At 64.3% G+C, this 20,790-nt stretch carries 20 protein-coding genes and 1 rRNA gene; 5 read left to right on the top strand and 16 right to left on the bottom strand.

Annotation, left to right across the window (positions count from 1 at the left end; all coding sequences use genetic code 11):
- The first annotated feature begins 87 nt into the window (after positions 1-87).
- The 3 genes from mnmE (at position 88) to AC56K1_RS20355 (ending at position 2,866) form a co-directional block, all read left to right on the top strand.
- Positions 88-1,464, top strand: a complete 1,377-nt coding sequence (mnmE, locus tag AC56K1_RS20365) for a tRNA uridine-5-carboxymethylaminomethyl(34) synthesis GTPase MnmE (RefSeq protein WP_497159612.1) — start codon at positions 88-90, stop codon at positions 1,462-1,464.
- A gap of 391 nt (positions 1,465-1,855) precedes the next feature.
- Positions 1,856-2,377, top strand: coding sequence for a DUF1439 domain-containing protein (locus AC56K1_RS20360; protein WP_497159611.1), 522 nt, complete (start codon positions 1,856-1,858; stop codon positions 2,375-2,377).
- Between the two features lie 282 nt (positions 2,378-2,659).
- The gene (locus AC56K1_RS20355; protein WP_497159610.1) at positions 2,660-2,866 is read left to right on the top strand and encodes a hypothetical protein; all 207 of its coding nucleotides are present in this window, start codon (positions 2,660-2,662) and stop codon (positions 2,864-2,866) included.
- Positions 2,867-2,882: 16 nt separating this feature from the next.
- Here AC56K1_RS20355 and AC56K1_RS20350 read toward each other — a convergent pair whose 3' ends face one another.
- Together AC56K1_RS20350 and AC56K1_RS20345 are read right to left on the bottom strand one after the other, a co-directional pair.
- Positions 2,883-3,533: an Hpt domain-containing protein gene (locus tag AC56K1_RS20350; protein ID WP_497159609.1), complete on the bottom strand. Its 651-nt coding sequence runs from the start codon at positions 3,531-3,533 to the stop codon at positions 2,883-2,885.
- Complete coding sequence (locus tag AC56K1_RS20345; RefSeq protein ID WP_497159608.1) at positions 3,530-4,510, bottom strand: CAP domain-containing protein; 981 nt, start codon at positions 4,508-4,510, stop codon at positions 3,530-3,532. Before AC56K1_RS20345 ends, AC56K1_RS20350 begins: the two co-directional genes overlap by 4 nt.
- Before the next feature lie 141 nt (positions 4,511-4,651).
- On the opposite strand from AC56K1_RS20345, the gene pssA reads away from it, so the two are divergent.
- On the top strand, positions 4,652-5,431 hold the full coding sequence (pssA, locus tag AC56K1_RS20340; protein ID WP_497159607.1) for a CDP-diacylglycerol--serine O-phosphatidyltransferase: 780 nt from the start codon (positions 4,652-4,654) through the stop codon (positions 5,429-5,431).
- Between the two features lie 84 nt (positions 5,432-5,515).
- Here the strand turns inward: pssA and AC56K1_RS20335 are convergent, their stop codons facing one another.
- The 14 genes from AC56K1_RS20335 to AC56K1_RS20270 form a co-directional block, all read right to left on the bottom strand.
- Positions 5,516-5,827, bottom strand: a complete 312-nt coding sequence (locus tag AC56K1_RS20335; RefSeq protein WP_497159673.1) for a metal-sensitive transcriptional regulator — start codon at positions 5,825-5,827, stop codon at positions 5,516-5,518.
- 2 nt (positions 5,828-5,829) lie between these two features.
- Complete coding sequence (locus AC56K1_RS20330) at positions 5,830-6,756, bottom strand: aldo/keto reductase (protein WP_497159606.1); 927 nt, start codon at positions 6,754-6,756, stop codon at positions 5,830-5,832.
- 105 nt (positions 6,757-6,861) lie between these two features.
- Positions 6,862-8,007, bottom strand: coding sequence for a D-alanyl-D-alanine carboxypeptidase family protein (locus AC56K1_RS20325; RefSeq protein ID WP_497159605.1), 1,146 nt, complete (start codon positions 8,005-8,007; stop codon positions 6,862-6,864).
- Between the two features lie 101 nt (positions 8,008-8,108).
- Positions 8,109-8,738 carry an alpha/beta hydrolase gene (locus tag AC56K1_RS20320; protein WP_497159604.1) on the bottom strand — a complete coding sequence of 210 codons (630 nt, stop codon included), beginning with the start codon at positions 8,736-8,738 and terminating at the stop codon, positions 8,109-8,111.
- Positions 8,739-8,763: 25 nt separating this feature from the next.
- Entirely contained in the window at positions 8,764-9,090 is a 327-nt protein-coding gene (locus AC56K1_RS20315; RefSeq protein ID WP_497159672.1) for a (2Fe-2S) ferredoxin domain-containing protein, read from the bottom strand.
- Positions 9,091-9,160: 70 nt separating this feature from the next.
- Positions 9,161-10,333 carry a VanZ family protein gene (locus AC56K1_RS20310; RefSeq protein WP_497159603.1) on the bottom strand — a complete coding sequence of 391 codons (1,173 nt, stop codon included), beginning with the start codon at positions 10,331-10,333 and terminating at the stop codon, positions 9,161-9,163.
- Positions 10,330-10,968, bottom strand: a complete 639-nt coding sequence (locus AC56K1_RS20305; protein ID WP_497159602.1) for an ABC-type transport auxiliary lipoprotein family protein — start codon at positions 10,966-10,968, stop codon at positions 10,330-10,332. The genes AC56K1_RS20310 and AC56K1_RS20305 overlap by 4 nt, the downstream gene beginning before the upstream one ends.
- Before the next feature lie 8 nt (positions 10,969-10,976).
- Positions 10,977-11,924: an MlaD family protein gene (locus AC56K1_RS20300; RefSeq protein ID WP_497159601.1), complete on the bottom strand. Its 948-nt coding sequence runs from the start codon at positions 11,922-11,924 to the stop codon at positions 10,977-10,979.
- A gap of 2 nt (positions 11,925-11,926) precedes the next feature.
- Positions 11,927-12,796 (bottom strand): ABC transporter ATP-binding protein, encoded by an 870-nt coding sequence (locus AC56K1_RS20295; protein ID WP_497159600.1) that lies wholly within the window; start codon positions 12,794-12,796, stop codon positions 11,927-11,929.
- On the bottom strand, positions 12,796-13,929 hold the full coding sequence (locus tag AC56K1_RS20290; RefSeq protein ID WP_497159599.1) for an MlaE family ABC transporter permease: 1,134 nt from the start codon (positions 13,927-13,929) through the stop codon (positions 12,796-12,798). The genes AC56K1_RS20295 and AC56K1_RS20290 overlap by 1 nt, the downstream gene beginning before the upstream one ends.
- A 51-nt stretch (positions 13,930-13,980) precedes the next feature.
- Positions 13,981-15,477, bottom strand: a complete 1,497-nt coding sequence (locus AC56K1_RS20285; protein WP_497159598.1) for a B12-binding domain-containing radical SAM protein — start codon at positions 15,475-15,477, stop codon at positions 13,981-13,983.
- A gap of 111 nt (positions 15,478-15,588) precedes the next feature.
- A complete protein-coding gene (locus AC56K1_RS20280; RefSeq protein ID WP_497159597.1) occupies positions 15,589-16,761 on the bottom strand; it encodes an OmpA family protein in 1,173 nt (390 codons plus the stop codon).
- Positions 16,762-16,790: 29 nt separating this feature from the next.
- Positions 16,791-18,566 (bottom strand): Ig-like domain-containing protein, encoded by a 1,776-nt coding sequence (locus AC56K1_RS20275; protein ID WP_497159596.1) that lies wholly within the window; start codon positions 18,564-18,566, stop codon positions 16,791-16,793.
- A gap of 266 nt (positions 18,567-18,832) precedes the next feature.
- Positions 18,833-19,921 (bottom strand): OmpA family protein, encoded by a 1,089-nt coding sequence (locus AC56K1_RS20270; RefSeq protein WP_497159671.1) that lies wholly within the window; start codon positions 19,919-19,921, stop codon positions 18,833-18,835.
- 798 nt (positions 19,922-20,719) lie between these two features.
- Between AC56K1_RS20270 and AC56K1_RS20265 the strand changes: the two genes are divergently transcribed.
- Positions 20,720-20,790 (top strand): 16S ribosomal RNA (locus AC56K1_RS20265); the annotation flags it as partial.

The following is a 20,790-nucleotide window of genomic DNA, read 5'->3' as shown; positions in this document are numbered from 1 at the left end:
GAAATTGGGTCCCCCCCTGCGCGAGGACCCAATTTCGTCGCGTTCCACCACCGCCCCCTTGCACCACGTATCCCTTACAATCCCCCCATGAAACTCGACACCTCCCCCATCGCCGCCATCGCCACCGCCCCCGGCCGCGGCGGCATCGGCGTCGTGCGCGCCTCTGGTAAATCGCTGGCCGCCCTGATCGACGCCCTGTTCCCCGGCGTGAAGCTCAGTCCCCGCCACGCCACCTACATCCCCTTCAAGGCCGCCAACGGCGACGTGATCGACCAGGGCCTGGCTTTGCACTTCAAGGGGCCGCATTCCTACACCGGCGAGGACGTGCTCGAGCTGCAGGGCCACGGCGGCCCGGTCGTGCTGCAGATGCTGCTCGCGCGCGTGCTCGAAGCGGGTGCTGCGCTCGGCCTGCGCCTGGCCGAACCCGGCGAATTCACCCGCCGCGCTTTTCTGAACGATAAGCTCGACCTGGCCCAGGCCGAAGCGGTGGCCGACCTGATCGACGCTTCCACCGAAGCGGCGGCGAAATCGGCGTCTCAGTCGCTGTCGGGTGCGTTCTCGCAGGTGGTGCACAAGCTGGTGGACCAGACCACAAATCTGCGCATGCTGGTCGAAGCGACCCTCGACTTCCCGGAAGAAGAAATCGACTTCCTCGAAAAATCGAATGCGCGCGGCCAGCTGGCCACCATCGTCGAATCGCTGGAAAACGTGTTCCGCCAGGCGGCGCAAGGCGCGCTGCTGCGCGAAGGCCTGAACGTGGTGCTGGTCGGCCAGCCGAACGTGGGCAAATCCTCGCTGCTCAATGCGCTGGCCGGCGCCGACGTTGCCATCGTCACGCCGATCGCGGGCACCACCCGCGACAAGGTCACGGAAACCATCCAGATCGAAGGCATTCCGCTCAACATCATCGACACCGCCGGCATCCGCACCAATGATGACATCGACGTGGTCGAGCGCATCGGCATCGAGCGCACCTGGGGCGAAGTCGGCAAGGCCGACGTGATCCTGCACTTGCTGGACGCTAGCCGCGGCCCGAGCGCGGCCGACGAGGCCATCGTCGCGGCCTTCCCCGAAGGCGTGCCGGTGGTGCGCATCTGGAACAAGATCGACCTGTCGGGCCACAAGCCCTCGATCGATGTGGCGGAAGACGCCGTGCACTTGTACCTGTCGGCCAACGCGCACCTGGGCATCGACCTGCTGCGCACCGAGCTGCTGCGCATCGCCGGCTGGCAGCAGACGGGCGAATCGCTCTACCTGGCGCGCGAACGCCACCTGATCGCGCTGCGCGCCGCGCGCGAGCACCTGGAGATGGCGCGCCAGCATGCGGCGCAGGACGACCAGTCGCTCGACCTGTTCGCAGAAGAACTGCGGCTGGCGCAGGAGCAGTTATCGAGCATCACCGGCCAGTTTACGCCGGACGATTTGCTGGGGGTGATTTTCAGCCGCTTCTGTATCGGGAAGTGATCAGGCTGAGCATGCTTTCGCTACCAGTAGGGCCAGCCTGTCCAGGTAAGCATCGGCTCAGTTGCAAAACGAGTTCCCCGGCGGCCAGTTCTGGTAACCGGGCAGCGCAAGCGATGGGATGACGAAGACCTGTGGCCTCCTTGAGAAGTTCCGCAAGTCGCGTGACGCGGCGTGGATAGACATTGTTGCGCAGCACATCTGAACCGTCACTGGTGTACGGAAGAGATAAATTGTTCACGGTCATGACTCGAGTATAGCAAGCAACTTTGCACTTTAATATCGTCTCGAGGTGATGGATGAGCCCGTGCTACGCTTACCATTCCAGAGACTTGACGAGAGCATGATGGCGTACGCAAACACGTTCCGAGCTGTACATGTAAGGCTGTGGAGTATGTGTCTTGCTGCAAGCCTGCTGTCTTCCTGCGCCAGCCTCTCCGGCCCGCGCACGGTCGAAATCCCGCTGCACAAGCTGCAGGCCGGCCTCGAGCGCCGCTTCCCGGTCAACAACCGGTTGATGCAGATCTTCGACATCCGCCTGTCGCGCCCGATGCTCTCGCTCCAGCCGGAAGCCGACCGGGTGGCGCTGGCGCTGGAAGCCTCCGTGTCGCCGCCGTTCGCCAGCGATGCGTGGAGCGGCAGCCTATCGTTCTCGGGCCGCCTGTACGTCGATCCGGGCCGCGCCGCCGTGATGATGGCCGAGCCGCGCGTCGACCGGCTGGTCCTCGGCGCCAACCCGGAGGCGGAGCGCCAACTTACGCGCGCGGCCAACACCCTGATCGACACGGTGGTGCGCGACATACCCGTCTACAGCTTCGACATGCAAGACCTGCGCTATGCCGGCGTCCAGTTCATCCCGACACGCATCGAAACCACACGCTCTGGTCTTTTGGTGACGCTGGAGCCGGCGAAGTAGCGTATTCGCCACGCCCACCTTTTTGCATCTACAAGCGGATTAGCAATGCGATATTATTTTCGCGTACTGCGAGGCCAGGCGTTGGAGAAATGTTGCACCCAAGCCGCATCGGCCGGCAGCCACCATCCCGCGATTGCAGAGCCAACCCGTTCGGCGCACACTGATACGGCTTGGACTGCCGTGGCACCTGCGCGCCGCGGTCCGGGGTTGAGGTTTCTCATTGGCATGATGTTCCGCTGAAGTAATCTGGGTTGAACTTCAGTCTGTTGCAAGGGGTGGATCGTGGAAACGACACAGGAAAGTTTTCCGGACAACGGACCGGCGACCGAGCCAGCGCTTGCCTCGGTGGCGACGGCGATGCCGGCACGACTGAGCTTGCCTGCAAAGGGATCGTGCTGGTATTGCGAGAAACCGCTCGACAGCGTACGCCGGTTCTGCGGCAAATCCTGCGCCGACTCGTTCGACGAGGAAGCGGAGTTCACCCGTTGAACATAGCAGGGCGGGGCTAGTGCCCGGCCCCGGGCCGCAGCACCTGCAGCGCCCCTTCGAAATCGAAGGCAGCCATCGCCGCCTGCAACTGCCCCATGCGCGCGTCGCCCAGCCGGGCGGCGAGGCCCGTCACGTGGTCCTCGATGAAGTCCTGCGCGGCGCTGTCGCCGGTGTCGAGCATTCCGCACAGGCGCGCCATGTCCGCGCCGCTCACTCGCCCATCGGCCGATTCCCGCTCCATCGCTTCTCCCGGTTTCCCTGAACGCTGCAGTAGCGTATCGAGTTGCGTCATCACGCGCGCCAGTTCCTGTTCCAGGCAGGCGAGCAGCCGGGAGTCGGCGCCGGTGCCTGCGCGCAGTGCGTGCTCGACGTCCGTCGCGAACTGGCGTAGCAGGCGCGCCTCGATCATCGCCGCCGCGCCCTTGAGCGTATGCGCGATGCGCTGCGCGAGCGGCAGGTCGCCGGCGCCGAGCGCCTCGCGCAGGCGCGCGGCCATGTCGCGGTAATCCAGGTGGAAGCGCGTGAGCACGCGCTGGTACATCGCCTGGTCGCCCATCATGCGTTCGAGCCCGGCGCGGTAGTCCAGCGCCGGCCCGGGGGCGGCAGGGGATACCGGGTCGGGAAGGCCCAGGGCGCTGGCCTCGCCGGAAGCGGAAGGCGCGCTCACCGTGTGGTGAACGACCAGTCGCGCGTAACCGGGGCGCCATTCACCGTGCCGCTGAAGCTGGCCTCGTAGGTGGTATTGGCCTTGAGCGGCGCCAGCGGCACAATCGCCACCGCGGTGCGCTCGCCCGACGGGTACACCACCTGCACCTGCAGGTTGGCGCCGCCGCGTGGACGCACGGTGAAAGCCTGCATCGTTACCGGCGCGTCGATGTTGGCATGCACGCTGATCGGGTAGCCGACTTCATTGAGGTTGGCGACCGGATCCGGCTCCTCGCTGTCGCTCATGAAGTTCGGCGTCACCGCCGTCTGGCCGCTGAACGGCCAGGTGACCAGCGCAGTCGCGCCGATGCCGGGACCGAAGCCGCCGCGGGTGGCGAAATTGGCGGTGAAATAGCTGTAGCGGGTCGACGAGGTGCCTGCGCCGGTGCCGATCTCGCGGAACTTCGGCTCGAACATCACGAAGCGGTGGTAGATCGCGGTGATCAGTTCTTCGGCCATGAAGAAACCGTTGCCGTTGGTGGTGCCGGAGATGACCTCGCCGTAGGCGTAGCCGGTGGCGGGCAGGGTGTAGCCGGCCGCGTTCAGGCGGTCGCGCAGCGTGGCGCCGGTGAAGCCCGGCCGGCCCGCGACCTGGTCGTGGCTCATCACGTTATTGGTGCGCAGGTATTCGGAGTGGCCGAGTGCCGCATTGTTGATTTGCGCATTCGGCGTCACGGCCGGTACGCCGGCCTGGGTGCGGCGGTAGTTGATCCAGTTGCGGCCATCGATGGCGATGTCGTTGGTCTGCACCGGCGCCGCCGCGTCGACCACGAGGCCGCCGGTGCCGCCGCCCGTTCCGGTGCCGGTGGCCGGCGTGCCGATGGCGGCAGGCGTCGCGGCAACCGGGCTGCTACTGTCGCTGGCGCCGCCTCCGCAAGCGGCCAGGCTCAGGGCCGCAAGGATGGCGGTGATAAGGGAACGATGAGGCATATAGCTCATATTGCAACTCCTGTCAATACGCGAAAACGAAGCGACATTCTAGAGCAAAAACCGGGGTAGCACCTGTGACCTGCGTTGTGCGAGCCCAGCTTATTTCGCTGCCTGTAGAATATGGCATCGAACCCCTTGCCGAGTAGTCAATTGAAGCCATCCAACCAGCAGCGCCTTGCGCGTGCCAAGTTTGCCCTGCCCAGTTTCGTGACGCTGCTCTCGATTGCCTGCGGCTTCGGCAGCATCGTCATCTCGGTGGACAACGCACACGTGGGCGCGCCCGACGACTACCGCCTGGCGGCGATCCTGCTGGTGCTGGCCGGCGTCTTCGATGCGCTCGATGGCTTTGTCGCGCGCGCCACCAATACCCAGTCCAGCTTCGGCATGCAGCTCGACTCGATCGCCGACGTCATGAACTTCGGCTGCGCACCGGGCCTGCTGCTGTATTGCTACGGTTTTGCGCAGATGAACATGGCGCACCCGACCCTGGTGCGCATGGGCGGCCTGGCCTGCTTCATTTTCGTGACCTGCGGCGCGCTGCGCCTGGCGCGCTTCAACATCAGCGCCGGCCGCACCGATCCGCGCTATTTCGTCGGCATGCCGATCACCGCGGGCGCGGCCTGCGTGGCCTCGGTGGTTGTGGCCTGGCCCGATCCGCTCACCACGATGGGCCAGTGCTTCGCCCTGATGGCGCTCATGGTCGGTGTCGGCACCCTGATGGTGTCGACCATTCGCTTCCCGAGCTCGAAGCACCCGCGCGGCAAGGTCATGCTGGCGCTGCTGGCCGTGTGCCTGGTGCTGCTGGCGGTGCTGCAGACGCGCTTCTTCGTGCTCTTCTTCCTGCTGTATATCTGTGCGACGCTGTTGCTGAATATCGCATGGCGGACGGGCTGGCGTGGTATCGCCCCGCCCAAGGTGTACGAGGAGTAGGGTGGCCGGCTTTGCCGGCCGCGCGTTCAAATCACGGTAATGCTGCCCACCCTACGGGTCTATGGCTAATCCTGCGTCAGGTCTTTACGCGAACCGGTCCAGCATCGCCGCCAGGTGCGCAGCACTGGCCCGTGCCTCCTCGACATCCGCAGCATTGCCCGCCTGGGTCTGGATCGCCCCCGCCAGCAGCTGCACGAAGGAGCGGTCGAGCGCCTTGCGCGCCGCCGCCATCTGCTGGGCCACCGCATCCACGTCCGAGGGTGCCGCCGCCAGGGCGATGAGCTTCTGCACGCCGCGCAGCTGGCCCTCGATGCGCGCCAGACGGTTGAGCAAATCCTTCTTCTGCTGCCCGGTGAGGGCGCTGCCCTCGACGATCTTGAGCTGGCCGTCGGCCATGGTCACGCCACGTCGTGCCCGCGTGCGGCGCGCAGGATGCGGAACCAGTCGTCGCGCTCCAGGGTGAAGGTGGTGCCCAGCACCGCTTCGCGGATCGCTTCGATGCGGCCCGTACCGGTGAGCGGGACCGGGCGGCTCGGCAGCGCCATGATCCAGGCGAACAGCACGCTGGCGAAGGGCCAGCCCATGCGGACCGAGATCTCGTCGATCACGGTGCGCACGTTGGCGGCATTGGCGTCGTTCGAGGTAAACAGGCGCCCGCCGGCCAGCGGCGACCAGATCATCGGCGCGATGCGCAGGTCCTGCAGGCCATCGAAGGTCTCGTCGAACATCGGCCTGGTTTCCATTGGCGAGAACTCGACCTGGTTGGTGGCCAGCGGCACGCGCCGGTTCAGGCATTCGAACTGGTGGCGCGTGAAGTTCGACACGCCGAAGTGCAGCACCTTGCCGGCCTCCTTCAGGCGCACGAAGGCTTCCGCGACCTCGTCGAAGTCCATCAGCGGATCGGGGCGGTGGATCAGCAGCAGGTCGAGGTGGCCGGTGCCCAGCTGGCGCAGCGATTCCTCGGCCGAGGCGATGATGTGGCTGGCCGTGGTGTCGTAGTGCTGGATGCCGTGCTCCAGGCGTTTGGGCGACACCAGCTTGATGCCGCACTTGCTCACCAGTTCGATGCGGTCGCGCAGCGAAGGCTGGGCGCGCAGGGCGTTGCCAAAGGTGGTTTCGACGCCATAGTCGCCATAGATGTCGGCGTGGTCGAAGGTGGTCACGCCCAGCGCCAGGCATTGCTCGATGAAGGCCAGGTGGGCGTCGGGCGACATGCCCCATTCGTTCATGCGCCACATGCCGGCCACGATGCGCGACAGCTCGGGGCCGCCTTCGCGCGTGCTGATGCGCGGGCACTGCAGGTCGGCGGCGTGTTGCTGGGTCATGGTGAGTCCTGTGGGTTCGATGATTCGATTATAGCCGCGCGGGGATAAACAAAAAGCCCGCCCGGCTTGCGCACGGACGGGCTCTCGGACAAGCGTGGTAAAGGATTACTGCATCCAGAGGCGCATCGAATCCCAGGCGCGTCCGAAGATGCTCGCTTCCGGCACTTCTTCCAGCGCCACCACCGGCAGCGCGATCAGCGGCTTGCCGTCGACGGTCATCTTCAGCGTGCCGACCTGGCCGTTGCGTGGCAGCGGCGCCATCAGCGGGTCCTTGCGTTCCAGGACCGGCTTCATTTTCGCCGCCACACCCTTCGGTACGGTCACCAGCACGTCGCGGTTGAAGCCGATCTTCACGGTCGACTGCGCACCCTTCCACACCGGCGGAGTCGCCACGGCCTGGCCCTTGGCGTAGAGCTTGACGGTGTCGAAGTTCTGGAAGCCCCAGTTCAGCAGCTTCTGGCTTTCCTGGGTGCGCACCGCATCCGAGGCGGTGCCCAGCACCACCGAGATCAGGCGGCGCTGGCCGGCGTTGCCGTTCGGGCGGCGCGCCGAGGCGATCATGCTGTAGCCCGAGGTATCGGTGTGGCCCGTCTTCATGCCGTCCACGGTCGGGTCCAGCCACAGCAGGCGATTGCGGTTCTGCTGGGTGATCTTGTTGTAGGTGAACTGCTTGATCGAGTCGATCTTGTAGTACTGCGGGAAGTCGCGGATCACGCTCGCGGCCATGATCGACAGGTCGTACGCGGTCGAGTAGTTGTTCGCGTCCGGCAGGCCGTGCGGGTTGGCCCAGCGGGTGTTCTTCATGCCCAGGCGCTCGGCTTCGCGGTTCATCAGGGTCACGAAGGTGCCTTCGTCGCCGGCCACTGCTTCGGCCAGCGCCACCGCCGCGTCGTTACCCGACTGGATCATCAGGCCGTGCAGCAGGTCGTCGACCGACACCGGGGTGGCCGGGTCGATGAACATCTTCGAGCTGCTGGCATCGACTTTCCAGGCACGGGTCGAGACGTTGACCATCGTGTTCAGGGCGAGCTTCTTGTCGCGCAGGGCGCCGAAAGTGACATAGGCCGTCATGACTTTGGTCAGCGAAGCCGGTTCGATGCGGGCGTTCTGGTCCTGCGCCGCGATGACCTGGCCGCTCGTTGCATCGAGCAACAGCCACGATCTGGCTGCGATGGACGGGGCCGGAACGGTCTGCGCGCTGGCCGAAGCCATCAGCAGGCTGGCGGCCAGGGCCGCGAACATTTTTTTCATGGGATGGTTTCGTTAATAAAAAGATGGTAACGCGTGCTAAAGCGCGGGCAACTGCAAGTATTGCCTCGGAAAAAGAGACTAATTATTGCACAGGGAGGGCGTCAAATGTCACGCCGCCACATTTCTACGACAAGATTTTTAATGTGGCCGAGCTTGCGGTGGAAGAAGTGGTCCGCCCCGGGAATGACCGTCACCGGGATGTCGAGCGGGCGCGCCCAGTCGAAGACTTCCTGCAGCGTGATCGTATCGTCAAGTTCGCCGTGGATCAGGATGGTGTCCGCTGGCACGGGCGGCATCGGCCACTTGCCGGCCGCGGTGCCGACCAGCACCAGGCGCTCGGCCGGGCGGCCTTCCGCGATCAGACGCTGCTGGAACTGGGCCTGCACGAAGGTGCCGAACGAGAAGCCGCTCAGGGCCACCGGCAGGCCGGGATATTGTTCGACCATGTGCTTGTACATGAGGTCCATGTCGTCCACTTCGCCGCGGCCGTCGTCATGTACGCCTTCCGATTCGCCCACGCCGCGGAAATTGAAGCGCGCGGTGGCATAGCCCAGGGTCACGAAAGTGCGCGCCAGGGTCTGGGCCACCTTGTTTTCCATGGTGCCGCCATACAGCGGGTGCGGGTGCGCGACCAGCGCGATGCCGCGTGGCGGTGCTTCCGGCAAATCGAGGATGCACTGCATCTTGCCGGCATGGCCGTCGAGGGTAAACTTGTGCGAATACTTGTTCATTGCTTGTCTTGAATGGCTTGCTTGATCAGATTTTCAGTCGTTCCACGACCTTGCCGCCCACCAGGTGGGTGTCGATGATGTCGTCGATGTCAGCCGTGTCCACATAGGTGTACCAGGTGCCTTCCGGATAGACCACGAGCACCGGCCCTTCCTCGCAGCGGTCAAGGCAGCCGGCCTGGTTGATGCGCACCTTGCCCGGGCCCTTCAGCCCGAGTTCCTTGATGCGCTTCTTGGCATGCTTCTGCGCCTTTTCGGCGCCGCAGTTGCCGCAACTCCCGCGGGCATCTTTGTCCTCGCGCACATTCATGCAGAAGAAAACATGGTGCTCGTAAAATGGTTTGTCGTCGTTCATGTCGGTCTCGTTCATGTAAAGCCGGCGCTTTGCGCCAAGGCACAATCATACGGCAATCGGCCTGGCCGCTTCAGCCCGGAGAATGCGCGCGCGGCTCTTGCCGGTTGAGCTTATGGGAGGGCAGCAGCAGGAACCACAGCGCAAAGAACGGCCACAGCAGGGCCAGGAACTGGGCCGCGCCATTGAAGTTCAGGAATTTGCCCTGCACCCAGCCCTGCAGGGTGGACACGAAATAGGGGTTCACGGGGATCGTGTTGACGACGACCAGGCTCAGCACCAGGGTCACCACCGCCAGCCGGCGCTGCGCCACCTGGGGCGCGAACACCAGGCCCGACAGCATGATCAGGCCGATGATGAAGCCGCCCTCGGCGCCCGGCGTCACCCACACGAAGGCATTGTCCGGCCGGAACAGCAGCGAGCTCGACAACGTCTTGAACAGCAGCGCGGTGGCGAGGAAGACCACCATCAGCAGGAAGCGCGGTGCGCTGCGGCGCACCAGGCACATCAGGGTGAGCACGGCGCCGGTCATGCCGCAGGCCGTGATGATGGTTTCCGACAGCCAGTACTGCTCGACCGTCATGGTGACTCCCGGGCGCAGCATGACGACCAGGTCGATGTCGGTATCGAACCATTTCGACAGCCAGCCCGACACCAGCGGCAGCACCTGGCCGTGCCCGAACAGGTAGCTTTGCGGGTAGAGCTGGGCCAGCGGCCACAGTGCAACCAGCACCAGGCCCTGGCTTGCGTAGGAAGCGAACCAGCGGCGCCGCAGCTGGAACAGGCGGCTCTGGTCGAGCAGGCTGCGCGCCCACCAGGCGCCCAGCACCGCGCCCACCATGCAGCCGCCTGCATTGGTGACCAGGTCGAGGTTCGAGGGCACGCGGCTGGGCAGGAAGTTCTGCACCACTTCCATCGTGCCGGAGACCAGGATGCCGGCCAGGCTTGCCAGCAGCACCGCCCACAGGCCGCGGATGCGCGGGTAAACCGACAGCACCAGCAGCACGCCGAAGGGGATGTAGCCGACGATGTTGACCGAGACGTCGAAGCCGGTCCAGTAGCGCGGCCTCACCAGGTTCAGGAAGGTCAGCAGCGGCACGCCACTGTTGCGCCAGCCCGTGAACGGGTACCAGCTGGCGTAGATGATCAGAAGCAGGTAGGCCAGCAGCGCCGCGCGCGCGATCGGCGAGCCGCGCCCTTCGCGCGGGCGTTCACGTAGATCGGTGGCGGCATCCAGCCTGCTCATCGCTTGGAGGTGCCGGTCCGGGTATCGAGCGTTGCGAGCCAGGCCAGGATGTCGGCCGCCACTGCATCGGTGCTGGCGGCGAGGGCGCGCGCGCCGCCGGGGGCATCGGCGCTTGGCGCCGGCGTGCTGCGGCTGAAGCTGCGCTGGTCGACCAGGCGGTGGTCGTTGAACAGCGAGGCGCGCAGCACCAGCTGGCCTTCGCTCTGGCTCACGCCGCTGAAACCGTGTACGAAGTCGTCCACTTCCAACCGCAGGATCGGCACGTTGGTCGAGGCGTCGGTGGCCGACAGCACCTTCAGGCCCGACTGCGCCAGGCGGGTCTTGAAGCGCTGGGTCACCATCTGCAGGGGATTGCTGCTCCAGCTGCTGTTGGCATAGGTGCGGGCCTGCAGCGCATCGGCGTAATTCAGGCGGTAGTACATGCGCTCGTTCTCCAGCGCAGCCGGGCCGGTGGCGTCCATCACGACCAGGGCCGGCATGTTGGCCGGCGCCGCGCCCGGCGCCTGCTGGGCGTTCGAAGCGGCACCGAAGTCAAAGGTCGTGCTTTCCTGGGTCTTGCTGGTGCTGGCGCAGCCTGCCAGCAGGACGGCGGCGGCGGCGAGGGCGGTCAAGGAGCGGGGCGGTTGGAAGGTCACGGTGGTCCTCATTTGGTCGGGGGCACGAAGCCAGGTTCGCCGGGGCCCGGCTGGGCGCTCGGGGCGCCGAACAGGATGCTCTGCGGGCGGTCGGACAGCGAGGTCGCGGTGCGCTTGACGGCGCGCAACGCGCCGCGCGCTTCGTCGGTCATCTGCACGACGTGCGGCAGCGTCTCGAGTTCGAGTTCGCTGGTGGCCCCTTGCAGCGAACCGATGGCGCCGTTCAGGCGTTCGATCGGGCCGTCCTTGCCCTGCAGGCGCACGGCCAGCTGGTTGTAGCTGTCGGCGGTCTTGTCGACGCTGGCGGCGGCCGAGTCGAACGACGTCAAGCTGCGGTCGAGTTTTGCAGTCAGCGCCGGCAGGCGCTCAAAAGTAGGCTCGAGCTTCTGCGGAATGGCAGCATAGGCGTCAGCCGCCTTGCCGATGCTGTCGAACGCGCCGATGATGGTCTTCTGGTTTTCCGGGCCCACCATCTTGGTCAGGCTCTCGGTGATCTGCTCGGTTTTTTCGAGGATCGCCAGGCCGCGCTTTTCCAGCTGGTCGAGCAGGCCGGGACGCAGCGGGATGCGCACCACCTGGTCTTCGCGCTGCACCAGGCGCGGCGAGCCGGTGCGGTCGTCATCCAGCTGGATGAAGGCGATGCCGGTCACGCCCTGGTAGCCGAGCGAAGCGAAGGTGGTGGTGGTGATCGGCGAATCCTTCTCGACCGACAGGCGGATCAGGATCTGGCCGGTGACGCGCGGGTCGAACACGATCTCTTCGACCCGGCCGACCTCCAGGCCGCGGTAGCGCACCGTGGCCTGCGGGTTCAGGCCCGGGATCGACTGGGTCGTCACGATCTCGTAGGGCACCAGCTCGGTGCGGTCGCGGTTGAACCACATTCCGGCCAGGATCGCGGCAACCACCAGGGCGATCGTGAAGACGCCTGTCATCAGGGCATACGACCTGTTTTCCATATTCAGTCCTCCGATTCGTTCTGGGCCTGGCGCTCTTCGAGCACTTCCAGGGCCCGCTGGCCGCGTGGGCCCAGGAAAAAGTGTTTGATAAACGGATGCTCGACCCGCAGCACGTCGCACGACGGCCCCACCGCGATCACGTGCTTCTCAGCCAGCACGGCAATGCGGGAAGACAGCGCGAACAGCGTGTCGAGGTCGTGGGTGACCATCACCACGGTGAGCTTCAGTTCGCGGTGCAGGGTCTGGATCAGCGCCACAAAGGCGTCCGACAGGTCGGGATCCAGGCCCGCGGTCGGCTCGTCCAGGAACAGCAGCTGCGGCTCCAGCGCCAGGGCGCGCGCCAGGGCCGCACGCTTGACCATCCCGCCCGACAGATCGGACGGCATCTTGTTGGCGTGCTCGGGGCCCAGGCCCACCATGTCCATTTTCAGCAGCACGGCGTCGCGGATCACGTCCTCGGGCAGCGCGCGCAGCTCGCGCATCGGCAGGGCGATGTTGTCGAACACGCTCAGGGCCGAGTACAGCGCGCCCTGCTGGAACAGCATACCCCAATGGTTGCGCATGTGCTGCAGCTGTTCCGGCTCGGCCGCGCTGATGTCCTCGCCGAAGACTTTCACGCAGCCGACCGAGGGCTGCTCCAGGCCCAGCATCTGGCGCAGCAGCACGGTCTTGCCGGTGCCCGAGCCGCCGACGATGGTGAGGATTTCGCCGGCATAGATGTCCAGGTTCAGGTCCTGGTGCACCACCGTGCGACCGAAGCGCGTCCACAAATTGCGGATCTCGACCACCGGCGGCCCGACGTCTTCCTCGGGACGTTTGTTCAGGCGCTGCGGCTGGCGCTGCGGGGTGAGCTGATTCTTATCGTCGGCCATCAGAACCCCACGCCGTTGAAGACGATCGCGAATACCGCGTCAGCCAGGATCACCAGGGTGATCGCGGTGACCACCGCGGTGGTGGTGCCGCGGCCCAGGCTTTCGGTGTTCGGCTCGATGCGCAGGCCGAAGTGGCAGGAGATCAGCGCGATCAGCACGCCGAACACGCAGCCCTTGAGCAGGCCGATCGTGTAGTTCACCACCGGCACCGCGTCCGGCAGTTTCTGGATGAAGTAGCGGAAGGACAGGCCCAGCTCGATCTTGGCCGAGACCATGCCGCCGATCAGGGCCATGGCATCAGTCCAGACCACCAGCAGCGGCATCGAAATGGCCAGTGCCACCACCTTCGGCAGGATCAGGCGGTAGCCGTGCGAGATGCCCATCACCAGCATCGCGTCGAGTTCCTCGGTGACCCGCATCACGCCCAGCTGCGCAGTGATCGACGAGCCGGAGCGGCCGGCCACCAGGATTGCCGCCAGCAGCGGGCCCAGTTCGCGGATCACGCTCATGCCCAGGATGTTCACCAGGTAGATGTCGCCGCCAAACATGCGCAGCTGCTGCGCCGACAGGAAGGAAAGCACGACCCCGATCAGGAAGCCGACCAGCGCCGTGATCCCCAGCGCCTGGAAACCGGAGTGGTAGATATTGGCCGAGATCTCGCGCCAGGGGCCGGTGGTCGGGTGGCGGATGAAGCGCCACAGGTCCTGCACCAGCTGGCCGATCAGGGTGACGAAGCCGCGCAGGTGCTCGAAAAACGACAAGATGCCGGCGCCGAGCACGATCAGCCAGTTCAGCGGGCTGACGCGGTGGCGCGCCAGCTTGATGGCGCCGGCCTTCTCGATGCGGTTGAAGAGCTCTTCCTGGCGCGGATCGAGCGTGAGCTGTCCCGGGCGATGCTTGCCCCAGGCATTCCAGAACATCTGGGCGCCGATGTGGTCGAGGCGCTCGATGTTCGACAAGTCCCACGCGATACTGTCCTTGTGCTTGAGCGCGGCCAGCGTGCGCGTGATGCCTTTGAGGACACCGCGCCGCGAGAGAGTATGGACTTGCCATACGCCGCTCGCCACGACAGATTGGGCCGCGCTGTGCTCGGAATGCTGGAGAGTTAATATTGGCGCATTTTCAATCTGCATTGCGCCAGTGTAAAAGAGAATCGTTATCGTTGCTACACGTTACGGATTTGATCAGGCCGCAAGGTGGCGAACCTGGCGCGCCGGGGCTGCCGGGCTACCTTGCGCGGCCACCGGCTTGTGCGCCAGAGTGTCGACTTTGCCGGCGTAATCGCTCGCCACCAGGGCCGCTGCATCCGCACGCGGCATGCCGCGCCGCTCCAGCCATTCCTGCACCAGCTTCGCCAGCTTCTCGAGCGCGATGCGGTGGGTCGCATCCGTCCTGGTGTAGATCCAGTCCGAGAAAGCCATGAAGTTGTCGAAGGGCGCCTCGCCCAGCAGGACGCGCGTGGTGTTGGCGAAGCGGCCGGAATTGGCCACCAGGTCCCAGTAGCGGGCAAAGCGCACCAGGCGCTGCATGGTGGCGAAATCGATCAGGTTCGTGGCCAGCACGGTATAGGGCGGGTAGGGATCGTAGACCATGCCGAAGGGTTCGGTGTGGCGGATGATCGGCGTGCCGCGCAGCCGCTTGAGGATGCCGAACTGGATCTCTTGGGCGCCCAGGCCCACCAGCTGGTCGAATCCGCGGGCGAAACTGGCCACGTCCTCGCCCGGCAGGCCGGCGATCAGGTCCACGTGCAGGTGGGTCTGCGAGTGCTCGCACAGCCAGCCGATGTTGTCGGCCGCCCTGGCATTGTCCTGCCGGCGGCTGACCAGCGCCTGCACCTCCGGGTTGAAGCTCTGGATGCCGATCTCGAACTGCAGCGCGCCGGGCGGGAATTTCGCGATCGATTCCCTCAGCGCGTCCGGCAGGTGGTCGGGCACCAGCTCGAAGTGGGCGTAGACCGGGTCGTTCGGCGCCGCTTCCAGCTTGTCGAGGAAGAACTGCATGATGCGCAGGCTGGTCTTGACGTTCAGGTTGAAGGTGCGGTCGACGAACTTGAACAGGCGTGCGCCTCTAGCGTGCAGCGATTCCATCTGTTCCAGGAAGGCGTCCAGCGGGAAGGGCCAGGCGGTCTTGTCGAGCGAAGACAGGCAGAATTCGCATTTGAACGGGCAGCCGCGCGAGGCTTCCACGTACAGGGTGCGGTGGGCGATGTCGTCCTCGCTATATAGAGCGTAGGGCAGGGCGATTTCCGCCATCGGCGGCTGCACGCCCGCATGCACCTTCATCAGGGGCCTGGGGCCGTTCAGGATCTCGCCGCACAGCTTGGGGAAGGTGACGTCGCCCCAGCCGGTCACGACGTAGTCGGCCAGCTTGACGATCTCCTGCTCGCCGGTCTCGTGCGACACCTCGGGGCCGCCAAGGATCACCGTGACGTTGGGCGCCACGCGCTTGAGCATGGCCACGACGCGGGTGGTTTCTTCCACGTTCCATATATAGACACCGAAACCGACGATGCGCGGCTGGTGCGCCAGCAGGCGCTCGACCAGGTCGGCGGTCTTGGCGCCGATCACGAATTCGTGGATGGACGTTTGCGCCGTTAGCGGGCCCATATTGGCCAGCAGGTAGCGCAGCCCGAGGGAAGCGTGGGTATAGCGCGCGTTGAGCGTGGAAAGCAGGATCGTCATCCGGCGCATTGTACCGAAAGCGCCGGGAGGTTCATGCGGCACGGGCGTACTGGCGCCCAAAGCAAAAAACCGCCGCGGCTTGCGCCGGGCGGTTTTTTGGGTCAAGCGGGATTACTGCTTGGTGGTGCGGGTGCCGACCACTTCGATGGTCACGCGGCGGTTCTTGGCGCGGCCTTCGGCGGTTGCGTTGTCAGCCACTGGCTGGGTTTCGCCCTTGCCTTCGGTGTACAGGCGCGCTGGGTCCAAACCTTTCGAGACCATGTAGGCCTTGACTGCATCGGCGCGGCGCATCGACAGCTTGTCGTTGTAGGCGTTGGTGCCGACCGAGTCGGTATGGCCGACGGCGATCATGACTTCGGTGTTCATGCCTTCCAGCTTGGTCATGAACTCGTCCAGTGCGGCTTTGCCTTCCGGCTTGACGACCGACTTGTCGAAATCGAACAGCGCTTCCGCTGCGATCGAGACTTTTTCCGAGGTTGGCACTGGCTCAGGTGCCGGCGCCACTGGTGCGGCGACTGGCGCTGCAGGTGCCATGGCCACTGGCGCTGCTGGTGCAACGTAAGCGGCTTTGGCTGGACGGCCGAACTTGTAGACCAGGCTCAGCGACGCCATGTCGACATCGCCACGGTTACCTACCGCGTCGTTCAGGCGGTAGCGTTCCACTTCGCCGCGCACTGCCAGGGCTTCGCTCAGCTTGTACTCCAGGCCGAGTCCGAGCTTGGCATTGCTTCGGCCTTCGGTCGCCGGATTCGGGTTGGTGACCGCATTTAGCCGGTTGCCGCTGAAATGGGTGCGTGTCTTCGCGTACTGCACGCCAGCACGGCCCAGCAGTGAGACGCGTTGGGTCAGCGACACTTGACCGACCAGGTCGAGGTTCACGCCGCGAAAGCCCGCTTCGCCGCGTAATGCGCCGCTGCCGGAAGTGGTCGCGTCGAAATCGAATGTGCCCAGGTCAAAATAACCGGCCTCGACAGCGAAATAGCGGTTCAGTTGCTTACCGACAAACAGCTTGAAACCGGTATCGCGCTCATCTTCATTGAAGCTGCCCAGGGTGGCGCCATTTGCCGTCAGGCTACGGCGCAGGCGCGTGTCATCAATGCTGGCGCGCGACTGTCCTACGCCGGCACCCAGGTACCAGGCGCTGTTGGCCCAGCCCGGATTCACGAAGCTTGCGTCGGCCGGGGCTGCCTGCTGAGGCGCCGTGTCCTGTGGCGCCGCGTGGGCGGTGGCCATGCTTGCGCAGGCCAGTGCGATCAATAGGGCGAGCGTGTTGGAAGTTTTCATTATTCTGGGTTTCTATATATATATGCGAATTATTTGGTGATCTTGTTGTTGCTGAGGGTGACGGCGGCAGCCGACAGCGCGCGGCCGTTCAGCAGCGTCGTGTTGTCGCCGACCGTAATGGCGGCAGACCTCGCCAGGATCGACCCTTTGAATGCACTGTTGGCGCCCAGCGTGGTGGGGCCGACAGGCACCCAGGTCACGTTGTCGGCAGTCGCACCGTTGGTCAATGCAATCACCGAATTGGCGGTGGTATTGAGCGTCAGTGCCGTGCGGAAGAGGTAGGCGCCCGGACCGTTCAGGGTCAGGGTGCCGGTCACGCTGATTGCACCAGCGTAGCAGTACACGCCAGGAGCAAGCACCAGGCCGCCGAGGTCAATGTCGCCGGCAAACGTGACGTCGCATGTGCGGCTGTTGGCGTCAGTGATGGCGGTTTGCAGGTCGGCCAGTGCGTTGGCAAGCACGGCGCCCGACTTGTAGTTGGTGAAGCCACCGGCCAGCACAGGATCGGTAGTTTGCGAAGGCGAACCCACATCACCGGTCACCAGGGTCGTGCCACCCGCGTTGTTGGTGAGCGAGGTACCGGCAAGCACGGCGAAGCCGGACGCGCTACCCAGGTTGATCGATGCCGACGTCGGCAGCGGCGCGGTAGTCACGGTCAGGTTGGCGCTGGCCGATTTTCCGCTCGACGTGGCGGTGATGGTCGTGGTGCCGGCAGCGATGCCGGTCGCGGTGCCAGTGTTCAGTACGGTGGCGATACCCGTATTGGCCGACGTCCAGGCGGCAGTGCGCGTGATGACTGCGGTCGAACTATCCGAGAAGGTGGCGATTGCGACAAACTGCTGCGTGCCGCCAAGGTTTACCGAGGCACTCGATGGCGTAACGGCGATGCTTGCCAGCGTAGCGGAGCTGGTGGTGGCGGTGGCCAGCGCGGTTTTCCCGGCGAAGCTTGCGGTAATCGTTGACGAACCGGTGGCGACGTAGGTCATCAGGCCGGCGTTGCCGACGCTGACAGCGGCCGGGGTAGCGGACACGAAGGCAGTACTGGCGGTGACGTCGATGACTGACCCGTCCGTATAAGTGGCAAAGGCGGCGAGCTGGCGGGTAGCGCCGGCCGCGGAGGAGGAGGTCGCTGGCGTGACTGCAAGTGACACGGGCGCCGCCGGCAGTACGCTCAGGGTTGCGCTGCCGCGCAGGCCGCCAGAGGTGGCGCTGATCACGGTGCTTCCGGTTGCTTTCGCCAGTGCCTTGCCGCCGCTTGTGTCGATGGTGGCCACGGTGGGGGACGCCGATGCGAAGGTCGAGACAGCAGTGATATCGCGCGTGGTGTTGTTATCGAAGGTGCCGATTGCCAGGAACTGCTGCGAACTACCCACGTTGAGTTCCTGGATGGCCGGTGCAACCGCGATCGACAGCAGCTTCGCCGGCACCACTGTCAGCATTGCCGATCCCGTCCTGCCTTCAAATGCGGCGGTCACAGCCGAGCTGCCTGCGTTGACGCCGACCGCCATGCCGCCGACAGGGTTGACGGTTGCCACGGCCGGCATTGCCGAGGTCCAGGCGGCCACCTTGGTCACGTCGCGCGCCGAACCATCGGAATAGGCGGCAGTCGCGATAAATTGCTGGGCAGCGCCGATCGCCACCGAAGGCGTCGCTGGCGTTACCGCAACGCTGACGAGGTCCGCAGCCGGAACGCCCAGGATGGGCTCACGGCCCTGGTCGCCACCACCGCATCCGGCGACGAAAGCCGCACCGACAAATCCGGCGGAGCAGAGGAGTATTTTGGTATAGCGTTTGAAGATGTTCAATTGGTGCTTTCGAGAGGAGTGCCGTTTCCGCTACCGACCGCATGGAATATGCGCAGGGGCGAAAACATCGGAGCCATGAGTAGGGCGGGCTTCTGGCAAGAACTATTACCTTTCGGCAGGTCCGGCTCCGTTCGGTACCGCGCACAGCAAAAGTATTTGCCAAAAGCGCACACATCAAGGTTTGTGGACGGTCGGCGGGTTACCTGCAGCCAGAATGCAAAAAACCGCCGCGGCTTGCGCCGGGCGGTTTTTTGGGTCAAGCGGGATTACTGCTTGGTGGTGCGGGTGCCGACCACTTCGATGGTCACGCGGCGGTTCTTGGCGCGGCCTTCGGCAGTTGCGTTGTCAGCCACTGGCTGGGTTTCGCCCTTGCCTTCGGTGTACAGGCGCGCTGGGTCCAGGCCTTTCGAGACCATGTAGGCCTTGACTGCATCGGCGCGGCGCATCGACAGCTTGTCGTTGTAGGCGTTGGTGCCGACCGAGTCGGTATGGCCGACGGCGATCATGACTTCGGTGTTCATGCCTTCCAGCTTGGTCATGAACTCGTCCAGTGCGGCTTTGCCTTCCGGCTTGACGACCGACTTGTCGAAATCGAACAGCGCTTCCGCTGCGATCGAGACTTTTTCCGAGGTTGGCACTGGCTCAGGTGCCGGCGCCACTGGTGCGGCGACTGGCGCTGCAGGTGCCATGGCCACTGGCGCTGCTGGTGCAACGTAAGCGACTTTGGCTGGACGGCCGAACTTGTAGACCAGGCTCACCGACGCCATGTCGACGTCGCCGTTGTTCTGCACGCCGTCGGTCACGCGGTAACGCTCGACTTCAGCGCGCAGTGCCAGGGCTTCGGACAGCTTGAATTCTGCGCCCACGCCGATCTTGGCATGACGACGGCCTTCGTTTGGCGGATTCGGGTTGGTGACGGCGTTCAGGAAGTTGCCGCTGTAGCTGGTGCGTGCTTTTGCGTACTGGACGCCGGCGCGGGCCAGCAGCGACAGGCGTTCGGTCAGTGGCAGGGTGCCGACGAGGTCCAGGTTCACGCCGCGGAAGTCGGTTTCGCCGCGCAGGGTACGGCCGGCGGTGCTGCGAGCGTCAAAGGAGAAATCGCCCAGGTCGAAATAACCCAGTTCCACGCCGATGTAGCGGTTGAACTTCTTGCCGACGAAGAGCTTGTAGCCGGTATCGCGGTTATCTGCGTTGAACGAAGTCAGAGGCGCACCAGCAGCCGACATGCGGTTTGCCAGGTCGTTGTTGTAGATGTCGGCACGGGTACGGCCAACGCCTGCACCCATGTACCAGGCGGTGTTCGCCCAGTCAGGGTTCACGGTTGCCTGGGCTTGCACAGGTGCCTGTGGAGCCATATCCTGGGCCGAAGCGGCGCTCGTCATGGTTGCGCAGGCCAGTGCGATCAGTGCGGCGAGTTTGCTCGAATTTTTCATTGTCTGTCTTCAGTCGGTAAGTAAGTTATATGGTGGTCTGATTGTTGCTCAACGTGATAGCAGCAGCCGGCGTCCCAGATACATCCGCGGCCAAGGCCGGAGTCCAACCATCATGGGGCGGAAACCAGCATCATAATCTAAAAAGCAATGTTGCTCATTTGACCGGGAGGCTCTGGATCACTCGGCCTCAGGAAGAATTATTACCTTTCGGCATGTGGCGTACTGTACGCTACCGCTCATAACAAAGAATATTCTCAATTTCGCAACACACGACATGCCGGGTAATAGACAGCTGCGAACCTGCGGGACGAAAGCCGTGAATTTTCCGACCACTTGTAAGACGCGACGGCTTTTGATATGATCTCGCCTCCGACGCAGAAGCAGCCCTCAAGGCAGCGACAGCGAAGGAAACGAAGGGGTTGACGAGAAACGCAAAACGCCGCATACTCTCTCTTCTCTGCTGCTGACGAACACAACGCTTCGTCGAGTGCAGCAAGGCAGTACCGAATACAGTTCTTTAACAATTTACAGTCGATAAGTGTGGGCGTTTGATGAAGGTGCCAAGGGCTTCGGCTCTTGAATACTTAAATTATCAAATGTTCACAAAAAAGAAATGCGTTGCTCAGCAATGAGTAACGGTCAGTATTTTGAGTGAGCGAACCCCGACCAATGGAAGGGGTTCGAAACCGGTAGCAATGCTGGTTTCGACAAACAGAGATTAAACTGAAGAGTTTGATCCTGGCTCAGATTGAACGCTGGCGGCATGCTTTACACATGCAAGTCGAACGGCA

The organism is Telluria sp. ZB4P37, from assembly GCF_059685855.1.
The sequence above is the reverse complement of the archived record's forward strand: the minus strand, read 5'-3'. Positions and strand labels throughout refer to the sequence as shown.